Source organism: Streptomyces sp. ISL-12 (genome assembly GCF_018614415.1).
Taxonomy (GTDB): domain Bacteria; phylum Actinomycetota; class Actinomycetes; order Streptomycetales; family Streptomycetaceae; genus Streptomyces.
In genome coordinates this window covers 49,987-73,015 of sequence record NZ_JAGGOO010000028.1, presented here as the reverse complement: position 1 = coordinate 73,015, position 23,029 = coordinate 49,987, and the positions used below count along the sequence as shown (strand labels likewise).

The 23,029-nt window shown below is 73.8% G+C and carries 23 protein-coding genes and 1 pseudogene; 6 read left to right on the top strand and 18 right to left on the bottom strand.

Going from position 1 to position 23,029, the window contains the following annotated elements:
- Positions 1–26: 26 nt before the first annotated feature.
- The 6 genes from J7I94_RS08420 to J7I94_RS08395 form a co-directional block, all read right to left on the bottom strand.
- On the bottom strand, positions 27–1,289 hold the full coding sequence (locus J7I94_RS08420) for a cytochrome P450 (protein ID WP_215166319.1): 1,263 nt from the start codon (positions 1,287–1,289) through the stop codon (positions 27–29).
- A complete protein-coding gene (locus J7I94_RS08415) occupies positions 1,286–1,903 on the bottom strand; it encodes an ATP/GTP-binding protein (RefSeq protein WP_215166318.1) in 618 nt (205 codons plus the stop codon). Before J7I94_RS08415 ends, J7I94_RS08420 begins: the two co-directional genes overlap by 4 nt.
- Positions 1,884–2,243, bottom strand: coding sequence for a DUF742 domain-containing protein (locus tag J7I94_RS08410; protein ID WP_215166317.1), 360 nt, complete (start codon positions 2,241–2,243; stop codon positions 1,884–1,886). The genes J7I94_RS08415 and J7I94_RS08410 overlap by 20 nt, the downstream gene beginning before the upstream one ends.
- Positions 2,240–2,659 (bottom strand): roadblock/LC7 domain-containing protein, encoded by a 420-nt coding sequence (locus J7I94_RS08405; protein ID WP_215166460.1) that lies wholly within the window; start codon positions 2,657–2,659, stop codon positions 2,240–2,242. Before J7I94_RS08405 ends, J7I94_RS08410 begins: the two co-directional genes overlap by 4 nt.
- Positions 2,660–2,766: 107 nt before the next feature.
- A complete protein-coding gene (locus J7I94_RS08400) occupies positions 2,767–4,503 on the bottom strand; it encodes an ATP-binding protein (protein ID WP_215166315.1) in 1,737 nt (578 codons plus the stop codon).
- A 409-nt stretch (positions 4,504–4,912) separates the two neighbouring features.
- Entirely contained in the window at positions 4,913–5,818 is a 906-nt protein-coding gene (locus J7I94_RS08395; protein ID WP_215166314.1) for a LysR family transcriptional regulator, read from the bottom strand.
- Positions 5,819–5,915: 97 nt separating this feature from the next.
- Here J7I94_RS08395 and J7I94_RS08390 point away from each other — a divergent pair, with 97 nt between their 5' ends.
- Both J7I94_RS08390 and J7I94_RS08385 read left to right on the top strand, forming a co-directional pair.
- Positions 5,916–6,314, top strand: a complete 399-nt coding sequence (locus J7I94_RS08390) for a nuclear transport factor 2 family protein (RefSeq protein WP_215166313.1) — start codon at positions 5,916–5,918, stop codon at positions 6,312–6,314.
- A 133-nt stretch (positions 6,315–6,447) separates the two neighbouring features.
- Entirely contained in the window at positions 6,448–7,335 is an 888-nt protein-coding gene (locus J7I94_RS08385; RefSeq protein WP_215166312.1) for an NAD-dependent protein deacetylase, read from the top strand.
- On the opposite strand, the pseudogene J7I94_RS08380 reads toward J7I94_RS08385, so the two are convergent.
- A pseudogene (locus J7I94_RS08380) lies at positions 7,332–8,537 on the bottom strand (biotin/lipoyl-containing protein); the annotation flags it as partial. The gene J7I94_RS08385 and the pseudogene J7I94_RS08380 sit on opposite strands and share 4 nt — an antisense overlap.
- 77 nt (positions 8,538–8,614) lie before the next feature.
- Between J7I94_RS08380 and J7I94_RS08375 the strand changes: the two are divergent.
- From J7I94_RS08375 to J7I94_RS08365, 3 genes are all read left to right on the top strand, one after another.
- Positions 8,615–9,220: a flavodoxin family protein gene (locus J7I94_RS08375; RefSeq protein WP_215166311.1), complete on the top strand. Its 606-nt coding sequence runs from the start codon at positions 8,615–8,617 to the stop codon at positions 9,218–9,220.
- Positions 9,221–9,392: 172 nt separating this feature from the next.
- Positions 9,393–10,169: an SDR family oxidoreductase gene (locus J7I94_RS08370; protein WP_215166310.1), complete on the top strand. Its 777-nt coding sequence runs from the start codon at positions 9,393–9,395 to the stop codon at positions 10,167–10,169.
- Positions 10,170–10,397: 228 nt separating this feature from the next.
- A complete protein-coding gene (locus J7I94_RS08365; RefSeq protein ID WP_215166309.1) occupies positions 10,398–11,132 on the top strand; it encodes a L,D-transpeptidase family protein in 735 nt (244 codons plus the stop codon).
- Here J7I94_RS08365 and J7I94_RS08360 read toward each other — a convergent pair.
- The 8 genes from J7I94_RS08360 to J7I94_RS08325 form a co-directional block, all read right to left on the bottom strand.
- Positions 11,101–12,321, bottom strand: a complete 1,221-nt coding sequence (locus J7I94_RS08360; RefSeq protein WP_215166307.1) for an MFS transporter — start codon at positions 12,319–12,321, stop codon at positions 11,101–11,103. The two genes, J7I94_RS08365 and J7I94_RS08360, sit on opposite strands and share 32 nt — an antisense overlap.
- Before the next feature lie 5 nt (positions 12,322–12,326).
- Positions 12,327–12,845: a GNAT family N-acetyltransferase gene (locus J7I94_RS08355; protein ID WP_215166305.1), complete on the bottom strand. Its 519-nt coding sequence runs from the start codon at positions 12,843–12,845 to the stop codon at positions 12,327–12,329.
- Positions 12,838–14,028, bottom strand: a complete 1,191-nt coding sequence (locus tag J7I94_RS08350) for a type III PLP-dependent enzyme (RefSeq protein WP_251074851.1) — start codon at positions 14,026–14,028, stop codon at positions 12,838–12,840. The genes J7I94_RS08355 and J7I94_RS08350 overlap by 8 nt, the downstream gene beginning before the upstream one ends.
- A gap of 5 nt (positions 14,029–14,033) precedes the next feature.
- Entirely contained in the window at positions 14,034–15,350 is a 1,317-nt protein-coding gene (locus tag J7I94_RS08345; protein WP_215166303.1) for a DUF6271 family protein, read from the bottom strand.
- Entirely contained in the window at positions 15,332–16,399 is a 1,068-nt protein-coding gene (locus J7I94_RS08340) for a phytanoyl-CoA dioxygenase family protein (protein ID WP_215166302.1), read from the bottom strand. The genes J7I94_RS08345 and J7I94_RS08340 overlap by 19 nt, the downstream gene beginning before the upstream one ends.
- Positions 16,400–16,815: 416 nt before the next feature.
- Entirely contained in the window at positions 16,816–17,619 is an 804-nt protein-coding gene (locus J7I94_RS08335) for a siderophore-interacting protein (protein ID WP_251074835.1), read from the bottom strand.
- A 39-nt stretch (positions 17,620–17,658) separates the two neighbouring features.
- Positions 17,659–18,546 (bottom strand): PDR/VanB family oxidoreductase, encoded by an 888-nt coding sequence (locus tag J7I94_RS08330; RefSeq protein ID WP_251074850.1) that lies wholly within the window; start codon positions 18,544–18,546, stop codon positions 17,659–17,661.
- Positions 18,547–18,683: 137 nt separating this feature from the next.
- Positions 18,684–19,313 (bottom strand): MSMEG_1061 family FMN-dependent PPOX-type flavoprotein, encoded by a 630-nt coding sequence (locus tag J7I94_RS08325; protein WP_215166300.1) that lies wholly within the window; start codon positions 19,311–19,313, stop codon positions 18,684–18,686.
- Between the two features lie 127 nt (positions 19,314–19,440).
- On the opposite strand from J7I94_RS08325, the gene J7I94_RS08320 reads away from it, so the two are divergent.
- Positions 19,441–20,064 carry a TetR/AcrR family transcriptional regulator gene (locus tag J7I94_RS08320; protein ID WP_215166298.1) on the top strand — a complete coding sequence of 208 codons (624 nt, stop codon included), beginning with the start codon at positions 19,441–19,443 and terminating at the stop codon, positions 20,062–20,064.
- A gap of 3 nt (positions 20,065–20,067) precedes the next feature.
- Here the strand turns inward: J7I94_RS08320 and J7I94_RS08315 are convergent, their stop codons facing one another.
- From J7I94_RS08315 to J7I94_RS08305, 3 genes are all read right to left on the bottom strand, one after another.
- Entirely contained in the window at positions 20,068–20,856 is a 789-nt protein-coding gene (locus tag J7I94_RS08315) for an ABC transporter ATP-binding protein (protein ID WP_215166458.1), read from the bottom strand.
- A 104-nt stretch (positions 20,857–20,960) separates the two neighbouring features.
- Complete coding sequence (locus J7I94_RS08310) at positions 20,961–21,977, bottom strand: iron ABC transporter permease (protein WP_215166297.1); 1,017 nt, start codon at positions 21,975–21,977, stop codon at positions 20,961–20,963.
- Complete coding sequence (locus tag J7I94_RS08305; protein WP_215166296.1) at positions 21,974–23,020, bottom strand: ABC transporter substrate-binding protein; 1,047 nt, start codon at positions 23,018–23,020, stop codon at positions 21,974–21,976. Before J7I94_RS08305 ends, J7I94_RS08310 begins: the two co-directional genes overlap by 4 nt.
- Positions 23,021–23,029: the final 9 nt, after the last annotated feature.

Genomic DNA, 23,029 nt, shown 5'->3' with positions numbered 1-23,029 from the left:
CGGGGCCCCGCGAGGGGCCCCGCCGGTCACTGCACGACCGGCGTGAACCGCACCGGGAGCGCCGTGAGGCCTCGCATCCAGATCGAGTCCCGCCAGGTCAGCTCCTCCGGCTCGACCGCCAGCACCAGGTCCGGCAGCCGCTCCAGCAGCGTCTCCACCGCCGTGCGCGCCATCACGTCCGCGAGCAGCGGCGCCGGGTAGGGGCAGCGGTGCTCGCCGTTGCTGAACGACAGGTGCGCCGAGTTCTCGGCACCGACGTGCGACTCCGGCCAGATCTGCGGGTCGGTGTTGGCCGCGGCGATGCCGAGCACCACGCAGTCGCCGGCCCGGATCAGCCGGCCGCCGAGCTGGGTGTCACGCACCGCCCAGCGGCCGATGAAGTTCTGCGTCGGCGTGTCCAGCCACAGCACCTCGTTGAGCGCCTCGCCGACGCTGAGCCGGCCGCCGGAGACGTTGATGGCGAACCGCTCGTCGGTGAGCAGCAGCCTGAGGGTGTTGCAGATCCAGTTGGCCGTAGGCTGCTGGGCCGCGGCGATGACGGAGATCAGGTCCTGCACGATCTCCTCGTCGGTCAGCCCGGCCGGGTGCAGCAGCATCCGCGAGGTGATGTCCGGGCCGGGCCGCTCCCGCTTCTCCTTCACCAGCTGCGCGATCCGTTCACCCACGCGCGCGTACGCGGCCACCGGGTCGTCGCCCTCGGCCGCGTCCAGGGAGATCCGCAGATCGTCCACCAGCCGCTCGGTGTCGGTGCCCGAGTGCGGCATGCCGCACATCTGGACCACGGCGATCATCGGCAGGGCGTGCGCGTAGGTGCTCATCAGCTCGGCCTCGCCGCTGCCCGCGAAGGCGGCGATGAGTCCGTCGGCGATCTCCCGGCACTGCCGGGCCAGTTCGAACTGGTCGACGCCCTCCAGCGCCTCGGTGATCACCCCGGCCCGCCGCTGGTGCTCCTCGCCCTCGGTGAACAGCACCGACGGCTGGTACCCGACGAACGGCATCAGGGGCCAGTCCGGGGGGATGTTGGGCCACTGGTTCCAGCGGCGGCAGTCCCGCGCGAACAGCTCGTCGTGGTTGGTCACGTAGCTCAGCTCGGAGTAGCCGAGGACCAGCCAGGCCGGGATGTCCCCGTCCAGCAGCACCGGCGCCACCGCGCCGTGCTCCCGGCGCAGCGACCGGTACAGCTGCGACGGCGTCTGCTGGTACTCCAGCCCGGCCAGGCGCAGCGCGCCGTCGCCGCCGTGGGCGGGGCAGCCCGGGGGCGGCCCGTCGGGCGTGGGGTTCTCGGTCACGGTGTCGTCTCCCGGGCCATGGCGAGGTCGTACAGGTGGTCCACGAGGGTGATCAGCACGTCCTTCCCGGAGCGTCTGACCCGCGCGTCGCACTCGATCAGCGGCACGTGCTGCGGCAGGGCGAGCGCCTGCCGGATCTCCTCCAGGGAGTGGCCGGCGGAGTCGTCGTCGAACCGGTTGACGGCCACCACGAACGGCGTCCCGTGGTGTTCCAGCCGGTCGATGGCGTACCAGGAGTCGTTCATGCGGCGGGTGTCGACCAGGACGACCGCGCCGAGGGTGCCGGAGAACAGCCGGTCCCACAGGAACCAGAAGCGCTCCTGTCCGGGCGCGCCGAACAAGTAGAGCACCATGCGCTCGTTGAGGCTGATCCGGCCGAAGTCGAACGCCACCGTGGTGGTGGTCTTGCCGGCCACGCCGCTGGTCTCGTCGACCCCGACGCCGGCCTGGGTCATCACCTCCTCGGTGTTGAGGGGGCGGATCTCGCTGACCGAGCGGACCAGGGTGGTCTTGCCGACCCCGAACCCGCCCACGATGACTATCTTCAGGCCGGTCTCGGCGGCGTCGGCCAAGGGCGTACGGCCGACGGGCAGTTCAGAGGTTGCGGAGCCCATGGAGCACCTCCTTGAGAAGGGCGGAGTCGGGGAGCGAGGCGACGGACTCGGCCGCGCGCGGGTGCCGGGCGGTGATCCGGCCCATGTCGAGGAGGTCGCCGAGCAGGATGCGTACCACCGTGATCGGCAGCCTCAGTTCCGCGGCGATCTCGACCACGGCGGTCGGGTGCCGGCACATCTCCAGGATGCGGACGTGTTCCGACTGCATCCCGGCCGACGGTTCGCTCTCGCTGACCACCAGGGTGACCAGGTCGAAGGTGTCGTCGGCGCGGCTGCGTCCGCCGGTGACCGTGTAGAGCCGGTCGGGGTCGCCGGTGTCCACGGGCTTGCGGGGCGTCATGAGACGGCACCCCCTGGGAGGGGCTGGCGGGGCTCGGCCCGCAGGTGTTCGCCGATCTGCTCGACCAGTTCGGTCATCTGGTGGCCGACCACGCCGGGGTCGGCGTTCTCCTCGGCGACGACCGCGAGGTGGGCGCCCTCCCCGGCCTCGACGATGAAGAGCAGGCCGCCGTGGAACTCGGTCATGGAGTGGCGCACTCCCCCGGTTCCGTCGCCGAACTCCACGGAGGCGCCCTGGGCGAGCGCCTGGATGCCCGAACAGATCGCCGCCAGCTGGTCCGCCCGGTCCAGGGTGAGGTGGTCGGACCAGCACAGCTTCAGTCCGTCCCGGGACAGGACGAGGGCGTGCCGGGTTCCCGGGGTGCGCTCCAGAAGGTTCTGCAGAAGCCAGGTGAGGCTGTTGTCGGTGGTCTGCATGGTGGTGATGGGACGGTGGGTGCCCGGCTGACCGGTCACCGGCCCGTTCCTCCAATCTCACGTACTCAAGCGGGGGGGTAAAGGGAGCCGAGGCCTGGAGGCGGGCGCTACGGGGCGGCCGGTGGCTCGGGCCGGGCACCGGGTCCGGCGGCCTCCCGGCCGGACCGGCGGGCGCGGTGGAAGGCGCCGAAGCGGGAACCGGCGTCGCGTACGGCGGGACGCTCCCGGTCCGGTGCGCCGTCCTCGGTGCTGTCGCCGCCGCGGCGCTGCTCCCGCTCGCGTTCGGCCTCCGCCATGGTGCGGCCGGGGGTGCGGACGGGCAGCCCGTTCGGCGTGTTGTCGGGCGCGTCCGCCGGCCCGGGAAGGCCGGCGCGGGGTGCGGCGGGCTCGACGGGGGCGGGACGGGGTGCCGGGGGCGCGACGGGGGCCGGGGCCGGGGCCGCGGGAGCGGGGGCCGGCGCGGCGGGGCGGCCCTGGGCGCCGACGGGGGCGGGTTCCCGCTGCTGGGCGAGGAGCTGGCGGGGCAGCAGGACGACGACGCCGGTGCCGCCGCGGGAGGAGGGGCGGTAGTTGACGCTGATGCCGTACTTGACGGCCAGCCGCCCCACGACCGCGAGGCCGAGCCGGGTGCCCTGGAGGGAGGCGAGGTCGGTCATGCGGCCGGCCACCGACTCCTCGGCCCGGCGCATGGCCGCGGCGGCCATCTTCAGGCCGCTGTCCTCGATGGTGACGACGATGCCGGCGCTGCGCTCCTCGACGTAGACGTTGACCTCGTCGATCGGCGGCGAGAAGTTGGCCGCGTTGTCCATCAGTTCGGCGAGCAGGTGCATCACGCCCTCGGCCGCGAACCCGGTGACGGCGGCCGTGGTGGAGCAGTGCAGGCGCACCCGCTGGTAGGCGGCGATCCGGCCGACGGCGCCGCGCAGGATGGACTCCATGACGATGGGCTTGTTCCAGGCGCGGCTGGAACGGCCGCCCATGAGCAGGGCCAGCCGGTCGGTCATCAGGCCGAGCTGCGAGGTGCTGTGGTCCAGCTTCAGCAGGTCGCCGAAGACCTCCTCGCCGTGCCGCTCCTGCATCTCGCGGAGGTCGGCGAGCATGCTGACCGCCTTGGCCTGGACCCGGCTGAGCGCCTTCGCGGAGGCGGCCTGGGCGGCGGCGGCGCGGCGCTCGCTGTGGGCGAGTTCACGGACGAACGATTCAGCGGGCGCCCGGACCGCCGGGGTGCGCGGCCAGTCGAGCTCGCCGAGCACGGTGTCGGCGGACTGTCCCTCGCGCAGCCTGGCCACCGCGGCGGGCAGCAACTCGTCGGTCAGCCGCTCCAGTTCGGCCGATATGCGGCCCGACTCGTCGGCGGCCTGGCGCCGTTCGGCGTCATAGGCGACGGCGAGCCGTACGGCCTCCTCCACCTCGGCGACGAAGGTGTGCGCGAGCTGGCGCAGCTGCGGATCGGAGGGGCTGGTCACCTGGGCCAGGGCGTCCTGCGCGGTCGTTCCGTCCCGCAGCCGCTTGGCGACGGCGGGGAGGGTGACGCTGACCAGGTGCGCGGACTCGGCGGCGATCTGCGCCAACTGCGCCCTGGCCTGGGTGACGTCGTCGCTCTGCCGCAGGCCGGCCCGGCGGGCGCGCCGGATCGACAGCGTGCTGACCACGACCGTGACGGCGAGGCAGAGCCAGGCGCCGAGCATCGCGGCCAGCGGCCAGGTGCCGGCTCCGGCCGGCGCCGCGGCGACGGCCGCGCCGGCGGCCGCCGCGCTCACCACCAGGACGGCCGCGGGCACGACCGGGACGGCTCGGGGGGCCTTCGCCGACCGGCGCTGGCTGGATGGTGCAGGCACTGACATTCCGCGGTCCCTCGGGATGGAGAGCAGGAGAAACGGTCGACCGACACACACGGCGGTCACGGGTCAGGAAGCGGCCCCCAAGAGGACGGCGATCTTCCGGACCAGGTACGGGCACATGGTAGTCAACCCGTCGCGTCCCGAGATCTGACTATCCACGCACTCCGCCCAGCAATCGATTTCGGCCCGAACGTGCGGTCGACTGATCTCGCCGTGGTAATGAATGAGGCGCTCAAACTCCTTGTGCTGCTTGGCTGTTCAGCGGCCCGGACGGGCAAGTCGACGGCGCCCCGACGGAAGGATGACCGTTTCTTCAAAACATAGGAACTGCGAACAGGTGAGCACTTTCCGGCCAACTCATGACGCTCCCGCTGTCCGATCACCTCAAGACCTCCACATCACAACCGCACATTCATGCGATTGAGTCCTGGCCGGACCCCGGCCCGGCGAAGGCGCGTCGGCTGTGTGCCAGCATCTCCCGCACCGCGGGGTGGGGCGCGTTCTTCCAGACCAGGGCGAGCAGCGCCGGTGTGTCGAGGCCGTCCACGGCGCGGGCGGTCAGCCGGGGACGGTGGCCCTCGGCCATCGATTCGCTGAGCACGGCGACGCCCAGTCCGCGGGCGGCGAGGTCGGCGACGGCATCGGCGGCACCCGCCTCCAGCACGATCGAGGGCTCGAGGTGGTGCGCGGCGCAGGCCCGGTCGAACGCGGTGCGCAGGCCCGTGCCGGGCGGCATGCAGACGATCGGATGGGTCACCAGGGCGTCCAGCGTGACCCGGCTCCGGTCCGCGAGGGGGTGTCCGGCCGGGACCGCCGCGACGAGCCGCTCGCTGAGGATCGTCAGGGCCTCCAGTCCGTCCGGGGTGGCGGTCGCGGTGCCGACCAGCGCCAGGTCGAGGGTGCCGTCGCGCACCCCCTCGACGAGCCGGTCGGAGTTGTCCTCCAGGAGCGAGATCTCCACCCCCGGGTGGGCCCGGTGGAACGCGGCGAGCGCGTCGAACAGCGGGGTGAGGGTGCAGCCGATGACCATGCCGACGGTCAGCCGGCCCCGGACCAGACCGGTCACCTCCCCCACCGCGCGGCCGACCGCCCCGGCCGCGGCGAGTGCGGCGCGGGCGTGCTCCAGCGCCGCCTTCCCCGCAACGGTGAGGGTGGCGGTGCGCGCGGACCGGTCGAACAGCTCGGCGCCGAGTTCCCGTTCCAGCCGGCGGATCTGGGCGCTGACCCCGGACTGGCTGATGTGCACGCGCTCGGCGGCCCGGGTGAAGTTCCGCTCCTCGGCGACCGCGACGAAGTACTCCAACTGCCTCAGTTCCATGAGTGGTGATTCTAGTTTCGAGAAGAACCATCTGTTGGACTTCTGATCGGCGGACGGACAGGCTGGACAGCACGGAATTCGAGGTCAGGAGGAAGTCGTGGCGGAGTACGAGCACGAGTACGCGTACGAGAGGTACGAGAAGGCCGTGCGGCCCGAGGACATCACCCGGCTGTTCGTCGAGCGGTCCAACGCCGGCGACGCCGCCGGGGTCGCCGCGCTCTACGAGGAGGACGCGGTGCTGGCCTACCCGCCCGGTGAGGTGACCGTGGGCCGGGAGGCGATCCGCGCGCTGTGGGAGAAGGTGCTGTCCGGCCGGCCCCGCTTCGAGCCGGAGCCGCCGCTGCCGACCCTGGTCGGCGTCGACGGTGACATCGCCCTCACCGCCACGCCGCCGAAGGACGGGACCGGCGCCCGCGCGCAGGTCGTCCGGCGGCAGCCCGACGGGAGCTGGCTGCGGCTGCTGGACCAGCCGGAGTTCGTCCCGCCCGCCCACTGACCCGGTCGCCGGTCCGGCCCGCCCGTTCGCCCGGTCGCCGGCCGTGACCGGGCGGCCACGTCCTCGCCGAGGTCCGGGCCGGAGCCGTTCCGCACGGCGTCGCGCGTCCGCGCCGGTTCCGTACCCTTGCGGCATGCGCATGCGCCCCACCCTGAGCTGGACCCCCACCGAGGACCTGCCGCCGGGCACCACCGACCCGGAGCCGGTCGCCGAGGCGCTGGGCGCCGGCGGTGTGCTGGTGCTCAGCGGGGCGGGGATCTCCACGGAGTCGGGCATCCCCGACTACCGGGGCGAGGGCGGGAGCCTGAGCCGGCACACCCCGATGACCTACCAGGACTTCACCGGCGACGCTCAGGCCCGGCGCCGGTACTGGGCCCGCAGTCACCTGGGCTGGCGCACCTTCGGCCGGGCCCGCCCCAACGCCGGGCACCGGGCCGTGGCCGCGTTCGGGCGGCGGGGCCTGCTGTCGGGCGTGATCACCCAGAACGTCGACGGCCTGCACCAGGCCGCCGGCAGCGAGGGGGTCGTGGAGCTCCACGGCAGCCTGGACCGGGTCGTCTGCCTGTCCTGCGGCGACCTCAGCCCGCGCCGGGAACTCGCCCGGCGGCTGGCGGCGGCCAACCCGGACTTCGCGCCGGTGGCCGCCCACATCAACCCCGACGGGGACGCCGACCTCACCGACGACCAGGTCGGGGACTTCCGCGTGGTGCCGTGCGCGGTCTGCGGCGGCGTCCTCAAGCCCGACGTGGTGTTCTTCGGGGAGGCCGTGCAGCCTCGGCGGGTCGAGCACTGCCGTGCGCTGGTCCGCGCGGCGGCCTCCCTGCTGGTGCTGGGCTCCTCCCTGACGGTGATGTCCGGGCTGCGGTTCGTCCGGCAGGCGGCCGAGGCCGGCACGCCGGTGCTGATCGTCAACCTGGACCCGACCCGGGGCGACCGGCACGCCGTCACCCGGGTCGCGCTCCCGCTGGGCGAGACCCTCACCGCCGTGGCGGGCCGGCTCGGCGTACCCGTCGACGCCTAGCCGCGGGGCTCCGGCTCCAGCTGCACCAGCAGATCCCCGCCCTCGACCTGCTGGACGCGGTGGACGGCCAGCCTGGTCACCGTGCCCGCCCGGGGCGCGGTGATCGCCGCCTCCATCTTCATCGCCTCGATGCTGGCCACCGTGGCCCCGGCCGCCACCTGGTCGCCCTCGGCGACCGCGAGGGTCACCACACCGGCGAACGGCGCCGCGACCTGCCCGGGGTCGCTCCGGTCGGCCTTCTCGGTCACCGGGACGTCGGAGGCCGCCGCCCGGTCCCGGACCTGGATCGGCCGCAACTGCCCGTTGAGACCGGCCATCACGGTCCGCATGCCCCGCTCGTCGGCCTCGCCGATCGCCTGGAGCTCGATGAGCAGCCGTACGCCGGGTTCGAGGTCGACGGTGTACTCCGTGCCCGGCCGCAGCCCGTAGAAGAAGTCCTTGCTGTCCAGGACGCCGGTGTCGCCGTACGTCCGCCGGTGGGTCTGGAACTCGCGGGACGGGCCGGGGAACAGCAGCCGGTTGAGGGTGGTGCGCCGGTTCCCGGCGAGGCCGGCGCGGTCCTCGGCGGACAGTTCCGTGACCGGTGCGGCCTCGGCGCGGTCCCGCAGCGCCTTGGAGCGGAACGGTTCGGGCCAGCCGCCGGGCGGGGTGCCCAGCTCGCCGCGGAGGAAGCCGATGACGGAGTCGGGGATGTCGTACCGGTCCGGGTCCGCCTCGAACCGCGCCGGGTCGACCCCGGCGCCCACCAGGTGCAGGGCCAGGTCGCCGACCACCTTCGACGACGGGGTGACCTTCACCAGGCGGCCGAGCATCCGGTCGGCGGCGGCGTACATCGCCTCGATGTCCTCGAAGCGGTCGCCGAGGCCGAGGGCGACGGCCTGGGTGCGCAGGTTGGAGAGCTGGCCGCCGGGGATCTCGTGGTGGTAGACGCGGCCGGTCGGCGCGGCCAGGCCCGCCTCGAAGGGGGCGTAGACCTTGCGGACGCTCTCCCAGTACGGCTCCAGGTCGCCGACGGCCCTCAGGTCCAGGCCGGTGGGCCGCTCGGAGTGGTCGGTGGCGGCGACGATCGCGGACAGGGACGGCTGCGAGGTGGTGCCGGCCATGGACGCCACGGCGCCGTCGACCGCGTCCGCCCCGGCGCGTACGGCGGCCAGGTAGGTGGCGAGCTGGCCGCCCGCCGTGTCGTGGGTGTGCAGGTGCAGGCGGGCCACTCGCCGGGGCGGGTGAGGGTGGGAGTCGCACCCGCCTGTGACGCCCCGTCGGGGGAAGGCTCCCGCACATGCGCGCACTCGTCGTCAACTGCACCCTCAAGCCCTCGCCCGAGCCGTCGAACACCGAGGCCCTCGCCGCCACCGTCATCTCCTCGCTCCAGGGGCACGGCGTGACGGTGGACACCGTGCGTGCCGTCGACCTGAACCTGAAGCCGGGTGTACGGACCGACATGGGGGACGGTGACGACTGGCCCGCCGTGCACGAGAGGCTCCTCGCCGCCGAGATCCTCGTCATCGCCTCCCCCACCTGGCTGGGCCGGCCCTCCTCCGTCGCCCAGCGGGTGCTGGAGCGGATGGACGCCATGCTCGGCGAGACCGACGACCAGCGGCGGCCGGTCGCCTACAACCGGGTGGCCGGGGTGGTCGTCACCGGCAACGAGGACGGCGCCCACCACGTCATCAGCGAGATCAACGGCGCCCTGGTCGACATCGGCTACACCGTCCCCGGCCAGTCGTGGACGTACTGGCACCTCGGTCCCGGCCCCGGACCCGACTTCCTCGACGACGACCGCGGCCACGACTGGTCGGTGTCGACCGCCAAGGCCATGGCGTCCAACCTCGTGCACGCCGCCCGCGCCCTGGCCGCGCTGCCGCTGCCGGCTCCGCCGTCCTGACCGCGCGGGGCCGGCGCCGCGGGTCCGTGGGGCAGGGGCGGCCGTCCGCCGTCCTGGCACTGGCGGTACCAGGACAGCGGGGGCGATGGCTGCCTCCGGGCGGGTGGGCCACCGTGGAGTCGGCCGCCCGCCGGAAGGCACGGCCCCTCGCACCCCGCACACAGGAGCAGCCATGAACAAGCTCGCACTCGTCACCGGCGCCTCGTCGGGCATCGGCCGGGCCTTCGCCCGGCGGCTGGCCGGCCAGGGCCACGACGTGGTGGCCGTCGGCCGCCGCGCCGACCGGCTGGAGGCGCTCGCCGCCGAGTTCCCCGACGTCGAGGTCCGCCCCCTGGTCGCCGACCTGTCCACCGACGCGGGGGTGGACGCGGTCGCGGACGTGTGTGCCACCGAGCCCCTGACGATGCTCGTCAACAACGCGGGCGTGGCCCACTACATGCCGCTCGCCGACCTGCCCGCGGCCAAGGCCCGGGAACTGGTCCAGGTCAAGGTGGCCGCCCCGACCCTGCTGACGCGCGCCGCCCTCCCCGGCATGCTGGCCCGCGACGAGGGGGTCATCGTCAACGTGGCCGGCATGATCGCGTTCAGCGGCCCGGCCCCGGCGTCCCAGCTGCCCCGACGCGCGGTCTACGCCGGTGCGCTGGCCCATCTGGTCGCGATGTCCCAGGTGCTGGCCGCCGAGCTGTCCGGTACGGGGGTCACGGTGCAGGTGCTGTGTCCCGGTGTGGTGGCGACGGAGTTCCACGAGCGGCAGGGCCTGGACCTGAGCGCGGTGCCCCGGATGTCCGCCGAGGACGTGGTCACCGCCGGGCTGCGCGGCCTGGAGCTGGGGGAGACGGTCTGCGCCCCGGGTGTCGAGGACGCGAGCCTGCTCCAGCGGGTCTTCGACGCCGACCTCGCCGCGTTCGGCGCGCAGGGCGTCGAACTGGCCGGGCGGTACCGGTCCTGACCGGCCGCCAGGACATGTCCCGGCGTGCTCGCCGGATGCCTGAGGCGGGTACCTCCTCGCGGTGTGGTGTCGGCGGCCGGACGGGGGGCGCCGGTCCCGGCCGGGTGAACTCTTCCCGCCACCGGGGCACCGTCTGCGCCGAACGGGGGAGGCGGGGCGGCCCGCGGGAAACCCGTACCGGAAGTGGTCAAGCAATGATCAGGTCCACGTACGGAGGCGGAGTTCGGTATGACGCTGAGGAAAGTGCTGGTGTGCGCGTTCGGTGCCGTGGTGTGCACCGGCCTGCTGGGAACCGGCTGTACCCAGGAGCCGCGCGGCTCCTCCTCGCAGAGCACGCCCGCGCCCGGTGCTCCTCCGGCGAGAACCGCCCCCCGCCCGCTCCCCGGGGTCGGGCCCGCCCTGCGCGACCGGGTCCCGGCCGCCTCCCGGCAGGCCGTGGTGGTGCGGGGCACGACGGAGAACGGCAACCGGGCCCGGGTCGTGCTGTACGAGCGGGACGCCGAGCACGGCTGGCGGGCCGTCGCCGGTCCGTGGCCGGCGCACAACGGGCTGCGTGGCTGGACCCGCGACCATGAGGCCGGGGACCTGCGCACCCCCATCGGCGTGTTCACGCTCAGCGACGCCGGGGGACGGCTGCCCGCCCCGTGGGCCCGGCTCCCCTACGACCAGGACCCGGACTTCTCCGCCGAGGGCACCGGGCACCTCGGTGAGTCGCTGGAGGGCTCGTTCGACTACGTCGTCGCCATCGACTACAACCGGGTGCCCGGCACGACCCCGCTGGACAACACCCGGCCGCTGGGCGAGGACAAGGGCGGCGGAGTGTGGATCCACGTCGACCACGACGGGCCGACCAACGCCTGTGTCTCCCTGCGCGAGGAGCACATGCGGGTGCTGCTGAAGGCGCTGGACCCGGCCCGGAAACCGGTCGTCGTCATGGGACCCGAGGCGGCTCTGGAGGAGTGACCGGAACGGCGGCGGGGGCCGCGGCGCCCACCGGCTCCCAGCTGATCCGCGTACCGCACAGGGCCACCACGGCCGCCGACCCGGCGACGGCGCCCATGCCCCACGCCAGTGAGGCGGCGTCCGCGACGAACCCGATGAGCGGCGGTCCGGCCAGCAGGCCGGTGGTGCCCATGGCGGCGACGAGGGTGAGCGCGTCCGAGCCCTGCCGGGCCGCCGCCGCGTAGACGCAGGGCGTCACGGCGGCGATGCCGAGGCCGACGCAGGCGAAGCCGAGCAGGGCCGGCAGCACCCCGCCGCTCAGCAGGGCGCCGGTCAGGGCGGTGGCGGCCAGCGCGCTGCCGAGCAGGACGACCCGCCGGTCGCCCCAGCGGTCGCGCCAGCCGTCGGCGAAGAGCCGGGCGATCACCATGGCGCCCGACACCACGGCGATACCGAGCGGCGCGAGCCCGGCCGACGCCCCGGCGACGTCCTTCAGGTAGAGGGCGGACCAGTCGTTCATCGCGCCCTCGGCGACCGTGCCGAAGACCATGGCGCAGCACATCCACAGGGTGAGCGCGGTGGGTACGGTCCAGCTCCGGCGGCGTTCGTCCGGCACGGGCGCGTCCGTCGCCTCGCCGCTGCCCTTCTCGTCCAGCAGTCCGGTGCGGGCGGTGGCGCCCAGGACCAGCAGGAGGGCGACGGCCACGCCGAAGTGCGCGCCGACCGACTCGGTCAGCGTCGTCATGGCGGAGGCGACCAGGGCGGCGAGCAGTGATCCGGCGCTGAACGTGGCGTGCAGCCGGGCCATGGTGGTGCGCTCGAACCTGGCCTCCAGAGCCGCTCCCTGCGCGTTCATGGCGACGTTCAGACAGCCCACGAGCACGCCGTCGGCGCACATGACCAGCAGCGCCACGTGATAGTTCGGCGCCGCCGCCAGGGCGAGCAGGAGCAGGGCCAGGCAGAGCTGGGAGAGCAGGGCGAGCCGCCGGGAGCCCAGGCGCCGCATCAGCCAGGCCACCAGCGGGAACGAGACGGCGGCGCCGACGCCGGCGGCCATCAGCAGCACCCCGACCTCGGCCGTGCTCAGCCCCAGGTCCGACTTCAGGGCCGGTATCCGCGCCGCCCAGGTGGCGTACTGGAACCCGAGCGAGCAGAACAGCGCGGCTGCCGCCAACTGGCCGCGGCGGTACGGGTCATGGAGCAGGGGCATGCGCATCAGCTCACTTCACGCGGGGCCGGCACCGGCCGGGACATGTAGACGGCGTCGGGTCCGTAGCCGCCGGGCGGGGTGACGTCCGGGTGCGGTACGAAGCCGCGGGCCGTCCAGAACCGGTCGCTGCCGCCCACGGCGACCAGGGAGATCCGCTCGTCGCCACGGACGCGGGCGGTGCCGGTGAGCCGGCGCAGCAGGTGCCGCGCCAGTCCCCGGCGGCGCAGGGCGGGCGCGACGACGATGTCGTGCAGGTGGAGGTTGCCGGGCGGCGCGGCGGCGGCCCGCTCGGTCCGGCCGAGGGCGGGGACGCTCAGCGCCGGGTACGGCAGGGCCAGCAGGTACCCGGCCGTCCGGCCGCCGACATCGAGGACGAAGCAGGTCTCCGGCGAGGCGGCCGCCCGGGACTGGAGCGCGGCCCGCCCCTCGGACAGGCCGAGCGGGGCGTAGGCGTCGCGCTCCAGTGCCGCGACGGCGTCCCAGTCGGTGCCGGTGATACGGCGGACCCGTACGGGTTCAGTCATCGGCGCCGCCGGTGACGGTGTACGGCAGCGGGGGGAAGCCGTTGAAGCCGCGGGTGGTGTAGCTGAGGGCGTACGCGCCGCTGGACAGCACCCAGACGGGGTCGCCGGACGCCAGGTCCGCGGGTACCCGGACGTGGCCGTCCTCGTGGGAGTAGGCGTCGTCGCTGTCGCAGGTGGGTCCGGCGACCACGGCCGGGACGGTGGGGCCGCCGGTACGGCCGGGGAAGACCAGCCGGTACTGGAGCGCGTCCATCTCGTAGAGGCCGTTGAACTTGCCGCAGCTCAGGTACAGCCAGTACCGGTCCGCGCCGCCCGGTTCCCGGCGCCGGGCGAGCCGGGCGACGTGGGCGCGGACGGCGCCGTGGTCGGCGACGAGGTACCGGCCGGGTTCGACGACGAAGTCCAGGGGGCCGCCGTGGGCCCGGCGCAGGGTGTCCATGCCTTCCCGGAGCACCGCGAAGATCTTGTCCAGCGGCGGGTCGAGGGGGTGGCCGTGCCGGTCGAGGTAGCCCACTGCCGGAAGTCCGCCGCCGAGGTTGACGTGGTCCGGGGTGATGCCGCGGGGGCGCAGGGCGCGCAGCACCTCGGCGAGGTCGTCCACGGCGACGCGCCACGCCTCGGCCGTCATCTGCTGGGAGCCGACGTGCACGGAGAGGCCGGACGGCACCAGGCCCGCCTCCCGGGCCCGTTCCAGGACGCGGACCGCGTCCGCGGGCGTGCACCCGAACTTGTGGGAGAGGCCCCACACCGCGCCCTCTCCCTGGGCCGCCACCCGGCAGAAGACCCGGGCGCCGGGCGCGTGCGCGGCGAGGGCGGCCACGTCCTCCAGGCTGTCGGTGGCGAAGGTGCGGACGCCGAGCCGGTGGGCGGCGGCGATGTCGCGGTCGGATTTGACGGTGTTGCCGTAGTGGACGCGGCCGGCCGGCACACCCGCCCGCAGGGCCTGCTCGATCTCGGCGGGGCTCGCCGCGTCGGCTCCGGCGCCGGCCCGGGCCAGCGTGCCGACGACCTCGTCCACCGGGCACGCCTTCAGGGCGAACCGGACGTGGACGCCGGGCAGTTCGCGGCGCAGCGTGGCGTGGGCGCGGGCGATGCCGCCGAGGTCCAGGACGAGGCGGTCCGGGCCGGCGGCGGTGAGTGCTGCGGCGAGCGGCGCGCTGAGCGCCGGGGCGGTCCCGGTCAGTGTGTTCACGCGGGCTGCCCGGGCGGTGCGGTCAGTCCGGTGCGCTTGGCCGCGGACATCAGCGGTTCCCACGCCTCGGTCAGCAGCGCGAAGTCCGCCATGTCGTCGCGGGCCTCGTCCAGGAGGCGTGCGCGGCGGGCGGTCAGCAGGTCGGCGACGTCGGCGTACCGGCCGCCGAGGCGCCGGTAGGCGGCGTCGACCGTGTCCAGCCGCCGGGTGTTCTCCGTCCGGTCGAGGCCCGTGCTCTCCCGGGCGAACGCCGCGATCGCGGCGGGACGTACCCGGCCGGTGTCGTCCAGCAGGGCGTCGCCGGCGTCTGCCATCCGGTCGTAGACGTGGTGGAAGCAGAGCATCGACAGCAGGAACTTGACGAAGCGCAGCTGATAGGCGCGGAAGCCGTCCTCGGTGCGGCGTTCGCCGGTGTGGTAGTTGACGATGTGCCGGTTGTGCAGGACGCCGGGCAGCCGGGCGTCGTGGACCAGGTGGATCAGGAAGTAGTCGCTGCCGATGGTGTCCCGGGCGGGTGGCAGCGGCACGCGTTCGTGCACCCCGTGGAAGGCGATGTTGCACATGTCGACGCGCATCGGGTCGACGAGGGTCAGCAGTGAGCGGTCGCCGGTGAACGGTTCGGTGCCCGCGCCCCGGAAGGACTCCTCGGCCAGTTCGTGTCTGCGTGCGGCGGACCAGTGGGCCGGTGCCCACAGGCCGACCACGTCGCGGTAGACGTCGGGGTCGGCCCGGCGCATGTCGGCGATGTCGACGGAGAGTTCGCCGACGAAGGAGCCGCCCACCATCGCCACCGTCCGGTCCGCGTACACCGCCGGCAGGTCGGTGTCGGTGACCTCGGCCTGCCCGGCGGGTCTGCCCAGGGCGGCCAGTTCGTGGTGGACGGGGAAGACCGTACGGCCGTCCAGGCGCTGGTAGCGGCTGTCGGAGTCGCGGCGGTGGACGGACTCGCAGCCGAGCGCGGCGGCGATCAGGAAGGCGCGGTTCGTGCAGGCGCCGTAGGAGAGGCCGTCGGGGAGGAGCAGGTCGAGGAGGAGGTCGGGCTTGGCGCTGCCGGAGCGGGTGACGACGCGGGTGAGGAAGGCGCGCTGGGCGGCCTCGTCGAGGTGGTGGACGGTGATGCGCGGGTGGGCGGGCAGGCGCCGGACGACGGTGGCGTGTGCGGTGCGCACGGCGGGGGCGCAGGAGTCGAGGATCAGTACCTCGACTTCGACGTCGGTGTGCCGCTCGACGGCGTACGCCGCCTCCGCGCCGAGGGCGGTGATGGTCTCGGGGCAGGACCGGTTCGTGGGCAGGGTCAGGCAGATGCGGCGCATGCGGTGTCCCCGGTGGGCTGGTCGGTGTCGCTCCCGTCGCGCCAGGACTTCAGGCCCAGCAGGCGGGCGCCCAGGTCGTTCAGTTCGGCGGTCGGGTACCGCTCGGACTCGGGCCGGCGGGCGTCGCCGAGCAGGGTGGCGTTCCACTCGGGGGTGGCGAGGGTGCGCCAGGACCCGACGCGGGAGCGGCGCAGTTCCTCGTGCTCCTCCAGCGCGGGCATCATCGACAGGTACTGCACGGCGCGCACTCCGCCGCCCGAGGTGTTCGGCGCGACGCCGTGGGCGAGCAGACCGTTCCAGATCAGCAGGTCACCGGCCTTCAGGTCGGGCCGTACGACGGGCAGTTCGGCGCGGTCGATCGCGGGCCGGATGGGGTCGCGGCCGGCGGGCTGGAGGGCCTTCCAGCTCTCGAAGCGGCGGAAGAGTTCGGGGCAGCACTGGAAGCCGCCGTGGTCCGGCTCGGTGTCGTTGAGGGCGATGATGCCCTGGACCCGCTGGGGCAGGACGCCGAGGGTGGTGTCGACGTCCCAGTGCAGTTCGATGTCGAAACCGCGCTCGCGCTGCTCGATCAGGGCGCGGTCGCGGTTCTTGACGTTGGGCGGGTTGAGGTTGAGGCGGTCCAGGGTGACCCAGAGTTCCGCGCAGTCCCATACGTCGGCGAAGGCGTCGTAGACCCGCCGGGTCTGGCGGCTGTCCCAGATGAGCTGGTGGTGGTAGGCCTCGACGAAGCCGTAGACGTGCAGTTCGCGATCGAGGTCGGAGCGGTAGGCGCGCTCCTCGTACCAGGTCTCCGGGCGGTCGGGGTCCAGGCCCTGGAACTCCCAGGCGAAGTCCAGCAGGCGCCGGGCCGACTCGGCGGGTATGGCCTGCTCGACGACGGTGTAGCCGTACGTCTGCCAGTGCGCGAACTGCTCCTCGGTCAGCACCCGCAGGGGGCGGGTCTTCTCCAGGTCGCGCAGCTGGGTGCGGGCGAGGTAGGTGTCCGCGTCCGCGCTGAAGTAGGGGATGTCCGAGGCGGCTCGGTACAGGTAGGGGTCGGGTGTGGCCATGTGGTGCTCCAAGTCGTCGCCGTCGCGCCTGCCGTGGACGGCGGTCTGTGCGGAGGGCGTGCCACTGTGCGCACGCGGGAGGGGCTACGGGTTCCGCTCGGGGCCGGGTGGCGGAGCGGGGCGGGGCGGCGGACACCGGTCTCCTGTGCCACTCGCCGAACGAGGCCTCACAATGGACTAGACCAAGTAGCGGTGTCAACACCCTTGGCGCGGCGGCGCGTTGGCTTCGATTCAAGAATTTTTCGTCGTCGCCCGGCCCTTGACACACCTGGTTGGCCCGGGTGCATCGTGTTCCTGGTCTGTACCAATGAGCAGGGGGTGGCGTGGGTGTCGTGCCCGTCCACCGGAAGGCGCGGCGGCCGGTGTCCTCCAAGCGGGCGCGGCCTCCGGGGTGGCCGCGCCCTCCGGTGCCGGGCTCAGCCGGGGCTGGGCCGGCCCTGGCGCCAGTAGCCGTGGAAGGCGATGTCCGACTTGGGCACGGCCCGGTCCCGCACCAGGTGACGGCGTACACCGGTGGCCAGCCGGGACTCCCCCGCCGCCCAGACGTATCCCCGGCCCGGCCGCGGCTCCGCGCGCCGCACCGCGTCGAGTGCCGCCGCGCCCGGTGCGGCGCCGTCGCGGGCCAGCCAGTGCACCGTGACGCCCTCGGGGACGGCGAGGTCCGTACGGAAGTCGGCCTTGCCCGGCACCTCCAGGAACACGTCCCCGGTGAGGGAGGCGGGCGCCCCGTCCAGGATGGCCAGGATGGCCGGCAGCGCGCTCTCGTCACCGACGAGCAACTGCCACGCGGCGTCCTCGGGCGGCAGGTAGGTGATGCCCATGTCGAAAACGCCGGCCGGGTCGCCGGGCCGGGCGCCCCGTGCCCAGGCGGAGGCCGGGCTGTCGCCGTGCAGGGCGAACTCGATGTCCAGTTCCCCGAGTCGGGGCCGGATGCGGCGGATGGTGTAGTTGCGCACCCAGGGCCTGCTCGCCTTCGGCATCAGCAGTACCTCGGCCATCCACGCCTCGCTGTCGCGGCGCGGCATCCGCAGGCGCTCCTGGCCCGCGCGGGGGAAGAACAGCCGTACGGTCTGGTCGTGTCCCATGGGTTCCAGGTGGGCCAGTTCGGGACCGCCGAGCGTGACGGTCAGGAAGGTGGGGCTCAGCCGCTCGGTCGCCCGCACCTCCAGGTTGATCATGCGCCGGGTCCGGGGCATGCGCGTCTTGGGCAGCAGACTCATCGCTGTCTCGCTCTCGTCGTGGTGGTTCGGCGGTACGGCTCACAGGTCCACGACGAGCCGGGCCGACCGTGCGCGGGAGACGCACGGATACATGCGGCCCGCCGGGGCGCCGATGTCGTCGCGGTGGTCGGGTTCGCCGTCCAGGACGGTGAGTTCACAGCTTCCGCAGACGCCCTCCCGGCAGCCGGCGGACACCGTCCGGCCGCTGTGGGCCAGGGCGTCGAGCATCGGCTTCCCCTCCGGCACGTGCACGGTGCCGCCCGACCGGGCGCACACCACCTCGAAGGCGGTGTCGGGGCCGAACTCCCGGCGCAGCGGCCGGAACCGCTCCGCGCGCAGACGCCCGGCGGGGAAGACGGCCTCGGCGGCGGACAGCAGGGGCGCGGGGCCGCAGCAGTAGACCAGGGTGCCGTCGTCCAGTTCCGCGGCCAGGGCGGACAGGTCGGGCCTGCCCTGTTCCCGGGTGGCGACGACGCGCACCCGGTCCCCGTACTGCGCGCGCAGGTCGTCGGCGAACGGCATCGTGTCCGTCGACGGGCCCACGTACACCAGCCGGGCGGGTACCCCGGCCGCCGTCGCCGCCCGCAGCATCGGCAGGACGGGGGTGATGCCGATGCCGCCGGCCAGGAAGAGGTAGCCCGGCGCGGGCAGCAGCGGGAAGTGGTTGCGCGGCGCGGACACCTCCAGGCCGCGCCCGGCGCGCAGGAAGCGGTGGACGTACTCCGAACCGCCCCGGCTGAGGCGGTCGTGGCGCACGGCGATCCGGTAGGTGTCCCGGTCGGCGGGGTCCCCGCACAGCGAGTACTGCCGGGTCAGCCAGTTGGGCAGGGAGACGTCGATGTGGGCGCCCGGCTCCCAGGGGGCGAGCGGGCGGCCTTCGGCGCCCTTGAGGGTGAGGGAGACGACGTCCTCGGTGAGGGGTGCCATGCGGTCGACGACGACGGTCTGCCGGGGCGGTGGTGACAAGGGCGGAGGGGTCAGGCGTCGTGGTGCCTGGGGCGGTGGTGCCTGGGGCCGTGGCGTCATGGGGGTCTCCTTCGGCGAGGGGCGGTGTCCGGGCCGGGTCAGTACAGCTCGCGGTAGCCCTCTTCGAGGCGGCTCGCGATGATCTCCGGGTCGATGTCGAGGCCGGACTGCGCGACGGCGACTTCGCCGACCGAGGGCATCTCGTCGGCGAGTGCCTGGGCGGCGGGGTCCCACAGGCGGGACCGGATGAGCGCGCGGCCGCAGTGGAAGTAGACCTCGTCCACCTCGACCAGGAGGGCCAGCACCGGCCGCCTCGCCTCGGTCTCCATGCGGGCCAGGACGTCGGGCTCGTCGGTGGGCCGGGCACGGCCGTTGACGCGCAGGGTCTCGCGCATGCCGGGGATGAGGAAGAGCAGCCCGATGCCGTCGTTGTCGGCGAGGTTGCGGAAGGAGTCGGCGATCCGGTTGCCGGGGCGGTCGGGGATGGCGAGCGTGCGGTCGTCGAGGACCTTCACGAAGCCGGGGTAGTCGCCCCGGGGCGAGCAGTCGGCACGGCCCCGGGCGTCGGCCGTGGCCATGGTGAGGAACGGCGAGTGCGCGATGAACCGGCGGAAGAAGGCGTCCAGGCGGTCGGTCTTCTTCGCCGCCGTCATGGCGTCGGGTCCACCGAGCCGGGCCCGGACCGCGTCCGGGGGAACACTCCGGTAAGACGTGGCGACATGCGTCATGAAGGGTCCTTCCCAACAGGAGGATCGGCAGCCGTCCTTGACGGCTCCGCCGCAGGTCATGCCACTATTGTGAGCAATTACTCAGGTCGTTCGCCACTCGCTTTCGCGGGCCTGACCAGGAGGTTCCATGACATCCGGCCGACGCGCCATCGCCCCACGTAAACAGCCCCGTCAGGTCCGCGCCGAGCTGACCCGGCAGCGCATCCTGGACGCGGCTGCTCACATTTTCGAGGAGTACGGCTACGCGGCGGGCACCACCAACCGGATCGCCGAACGGGCGCGGGTCTCGATCGGTTCGCTCTACCAGTACTACCCGAACAAGGACGCGATCCTGGTGGAGCTGGTGACCCGGCACCTGGAAGCCGGGGAGGCCAGTGTCGCCCGGTACCTGGCCGAGGGGCTGCCCCCATCGCTGGAGGACACGCTCCGGGTGTTCGTGCGGGCCGCCATCGAGAACCACGTCGACGATCCGCGGCTGCTGCGCATCATGGCCGAGGAGGCACCGCGGTCGCCGGAACTGCTGGCGAAGGTGAACGACTACGAGGCGGAACGCTTCCGGTACACCCAGGAGTTGTTCGAGAACCACCCCGAGGTCCGGGTGGCCGACACCGAGGCCGCCGCCCGGCTCGCCGTGACCACGGTGGAGCTGGTGGTCCACAAGGTCTGCTCGGCTCCCGACCCGCTGGGCACCCGGCGCCTGGAGGACGAACTCGTCGCCATGCTCCACCGGTACCTCACCGGCCCGGGGTGAGCGTCAGGCCGGGGCCAGGGGCGGGGACGGCCGGTCGGTGCGGCGCAGGAAGCGGATGACCGGGCGGCCGTGGCCGCCGTCGGTGACCTCGGCGCGGACGCCGTAGACCCGTTCGATCAGGGCGGGGGTCAGGACGTCGCCCGGGGTGCCTTCGGCGACGGCCCGGCCCTCGCCGAGGACGAGGACGCGGTCGCAGTACATCGCCGCGAGGTTGAGGTCGTGCAGGGCGACGACCGTGGTGACGGGCAGGCTCACGACCAGTTCCAGCAGGTCGAGCTGGTGCTGGATGTCGAGGTGGTTGGTGGGTTCGTCCAGCAGCAGTTCGCGCGGTTCCTGGGCGAGGGCGCGGGCTATCTGGGCGCGCTGGCGTTCGCCGCCGGACAGGGTGTGCCAGGACTGGTCCGCCCGGTCGGTGAGGCCGGTGCGGTCGAGGGCGGCGGCGACGGCCCGGCCATCAGCGGCCGACCCGGCCGCCCAGGGGCGGCGGTGCGGGATGCGGCCGAGGGCGACGACGTCGCGGACGGTCAGTTCGGTCTGGGTGTGGGCGTGCTGTTCGACGGTGGCGATACGGCGGGCCGCGGTCCGGCGGCCGACGCCGGTCAGCGGCCTGCCGTCGAGGGTGACGACGCCGGCGGCGGGCTGGAGCACGCCCGCGAGCAGTCTGAGCAGCGTGGACTTTCCCGACCCGTTGGGGCCGAGCAGGCCGACCGTCTCGCCCGGGCGGGGGGCGAGGGTGACGCCGTCCACGACGAGCCGGCCGCCCGCGCGCCGGCCCACGCGGTCGGCCCGCAGTCCCCCGGCTCCGGGAGCGGCCGTCTCGGCGCCGGCCGTCTCACGAGTCGTCCCGGAGCCGGCCGTCTCGCAGGCCGTTCCGGGGCCGGCCGTCTCGGGCTCGTTCACGCCCGCCTCCGGCCCCGGTAGAGGACGGCCACGAAGGCGGGCACGCCGATGAGGGACGTCACCACTCCCACCGGGATCTCCTGCGGGTCGAGGACGGTACGGGCGAGGGTGTCGACCCACACCAGGAACACGGCCCCGGTCAGCACGGTGACCGGCAGCAGCCGGGCGTGGGCGGCGCCGGTGAGCGCGCGGGTGGCGTGCGGCAGGACAAGGCCGACGAAGCCGATCGCCCCGGCACAGCTGACCAGGGCGGCGGTGAGCAGGGCGGTGGCGCAGAGCAGGACGAGGCGGGTGCGGGCCACGCGCACACCGAGGCTCGCGGCGGCCTCCTCGCCGAAGGTGAACGCGTCCAGGGTGGCGGAGTGGACCAGGCAGACCACGAGTACGGCGGCCAGCACCCCGGCGCACAGCAGCACCTCGGTCCAGCCGGCGCCGGTGAGCGAGCCCAGCAGCCAGAACATCACGCCCCGGGTGGTCTCCGCGTCCGCCGAGGTCAGCACGGTGAACGAGGTGAGCGCGGAGAACAGCTGCATGGCGGCCACCCCGGACAGCACCACCCGGTCGACGCTGCCGCCGAGGCTGTGACTGAGCAGCAGGACCAGCCCGAAGGAGAACAGCGCGCCGAAGAACGCGCCGGCGGACAGGGACACCGCTCCCCCGCCCACGCCGAGCACGATCACCGCGACCGCCCCGGTCGAGGCCCCGGAGGAGACCCCGAGGACGAACGGGTCGGCCAGCGGATTGCGCAGCAGGGACTGCATGACCGCCCCGCACAGCGCGAGGCCGGCGCCGCACACCGCGGCCAGCATCGTGCGCGGCATGCGCAGGTCCCACACGATGCCGTCGCGCAGCGGGGCGAGGTCGGTCCGGCCCAGCCCGAGGTGGGCGGCGACCGAGGCCCATACGTCGGCGGTGGAGATGTCGGCCGGTCCGATGGTCACCGCGACGGCGACCGACACCGCCAGCGCGGCCAGTCCGGCCACGGTGAGCAAGGGGGTCCGTATGCCGGTCACTTGGCGAGTCCGAGGTCCCGCAGGCCGGCCGCGACCTTTTCGATGCCCTCCACCGTGCGGATGGACGGGTTCATCGCCTGTCCGCTGAGCAGGACGTACCGCTTCTTCCGCACGGCCGCGAGGTTGCGGGTGGCCGGGTTGGTCTCCAGGAACTCGATCTTGGCCTTGGCGGTCTCGGCGGTCTGGGACTCGCGGGTCAGGTCGCCGAGGACGATGACGTCGGGGTCGCGGTCGGCGACGGTCTCCCAGTTGATCTGGGGCCACTCGTCGTGGGTGTCGGAGAAGACGTTCCGCGCGCCGAGGGCTCGGGTGATGGCGCCGGGGGCGCCGCAGCACCCGGCGAGGTAGGGCGCCTGGGAGTTGGCGAACCAGTACATGAGGGAGACGTCGGACACCCGGAGGCCGTCGGTGGCCTCGCGGACCCGCGCCTTGAGCCGCTTCACCAGTTCGTCGCCGCGCTCGTCCACGCGGAAGGCGTGCGCCAGGTCGTGTATCTCGCCGTACACCGTGTCGAGGGTGAGCGGCGTGCCGCGGGAGCCGTCGCCGCCGCTGTCGTTGTCCTTGCCCGCGGCGCAGTCGGACGGAGAGACATAGGTGGGCACGCCCAGCTTCTCGAACTGTTCGCGGGTGGCGACGCCGCCCGTGCCGAGCGTGGAGACGAACGAGGCGGTGACGAAGTCGGGCCCGGCGTCCAGGACCTTTTCGAAGGAGGGGGCGTTGTCGGCGAGGCGGGGCACCCCGGCGTTCGCCTTCTCCAGGCCCTTCATCACGGGGTCGGTCCAGGTCGCGGTGCCGGCCAGGCGGTCCGCGAGCCCGAGGGAGAGCAGGATCTCGGTGCTGCCCTGGTTGAGGGAGACGGCACGCCGCGGCGCCGACTTCAGGGTGACGCGGTGCCCGCAGTTCTCGAGGGTGACCGGCCGGCCGGCGGACGGGGAGCCGTCCGTGGCCGGGTCCTTGCCGCCGGAGGTGCCGCAGGCGGTGAGCAGCAGGACGGAGGTGAGCAGCAGGGCTGCGGAACGGGGGACGGGAGGGAGCACGGGCATGCCTCGGGT

What these genes read in the sequence shown, in the direction of transcription:
- J7I94_RS08415 (WP_215166318.1), bottom strand. Translation starts at nt 1,903, where the DNA reads ATGGGCTCCGCAACCTCTGAACTGCCCGTCGGCCGTACGCCCTTGGCC.
- J7I94_RS08410 (WP_215166317.1), bottom strand. Translation starts at nt 2,243, where the DNA reads ATGACGCCCCGCAAGCCCGTGGACACCGGCGACCCCGACCGGCTCTAC.
- J7I94_RS08405 (WP_215166460.1), bottom strand. Translation starts at nt 2,659, where the DNA reads ATGCAGACCACCGACAACAGCCTCACCTGGCTTCTGCAGAACCTTCTG.
- J7I94_RS08400 (WP_215166315.1), bottom strand. Translation starts at nt 4,503, where the DNA reads ATGTCAGTGCCTGCACCATCCAGCCAGCGCCGGTCGGCGAAGGCCCCC.
- J7I94_RS08395 (WP_215166314.1), bottom strand. Translation starts at nt 5,818, where the DNA reads ATGGAACTGAGGCAGTTGGAGTACTTCGTCGCGGTCGCCGAGGAGCGG.
- J7I94_RS08385 (WP_215166312.1), top strand. Translation starts at nt 6,448, where the DNA reads ATGCGCATGCGCCCCACCCTGAGCTGGACCCCCACCGAGGACCTGCCG.
- J7I94_RS08375 (WP_215166311.1), top strand. Translation starts at nt 8,615, where the DNA reads ATGCGCGCACTCGTCGTCAACTGCACCCTCAAGCCCTCGCCCGAGCCG.
- J7I94_RS08370 (WP_215166310.1), top strand. Translation starts at nt 9,393, where the DNA reads ATGAACAAGCTCGCACTCGTCACCGGCGCCTCGTCGGGCATCGGCCGG.
- J7I94_RS08365 (WP_215166309.1), top strand. Translation starts at nt 10,398, where the DNA reads ATGACGCTGAGGAAAGTGCTGGTGTGCGCGTTCGGTGCCGTGGTGTGC.
- J7I94_RS08360 (WP_215166307.1), bottom strand. Translation starts at nt 12,321, where the DNA reads ATGCCCCTGCTCCATGACCCGTACCGCCGCGGCCAGTTGGCGGCAGCC.
- J7I94_RS08355 (WP_215166305.1), bottom strand. Translation starts at nt 12,845, where the DNA reads ATGACTGAACCCGTACGGGTCCGCCGTATCACCGGCACCGACTGGGAC.
- J7I94_RS08345 (WP_215166303.1), bottom strand. Translation starts at nt 15,350, where the DNA reads ATGCGCCGCATCTGCCTGACCCTGCCCACGAACCGGTCCTGCCCCGAG.
- J7I94_RS08340 (WP_215166302.1), bottom strand. Translation starts at nt 16,399, where the DNA reads ATGGCCACACCCGACCCCTACCTGTACCGAGCCGCCTCGGACATCCCC.
- J7I94_RS08335 (WP_251074835.1), bottom strand. Translation starts at nt 17,619, where the DNA reads ATGAGTCTGCTGCCCAAGACGCGCATGCCCCGGACCCGGCGCATGATC.
- J7I94_RS08330 (WP_251074850.1), bottom strand. Translation starts at nt 18,546, where the DNA reads ATGGCACCCCTCACCGAGGACGTCGTCTCCCTCACCCTCAAGGGCGCC.
- J7I94_RS08325 (WP_215166300.1), bottom strand. Translation starts at nt 19,313, where the DNA reads ATGACGCATGTCGCCACGTCTTACCGGAGTGTTCCCCCGGACGCGGTC.
- J7I94_RS08320 (WP_215166298.1), top strand. Translation starts at nt 19,441, where the DNA reads ATGACATCCGGCCGACGCGCCATCGCCCCACGTAAACAGCCCCGTCAG.
- J7I94_RS08305 (WP_215166296.1), bottom strand. Translation starts at nt 23,020, where the DNA reads ATGCCCGTGCTCCCTCCCGTCCCCCGTTCCGCAGCCCTGCTGCTCACC.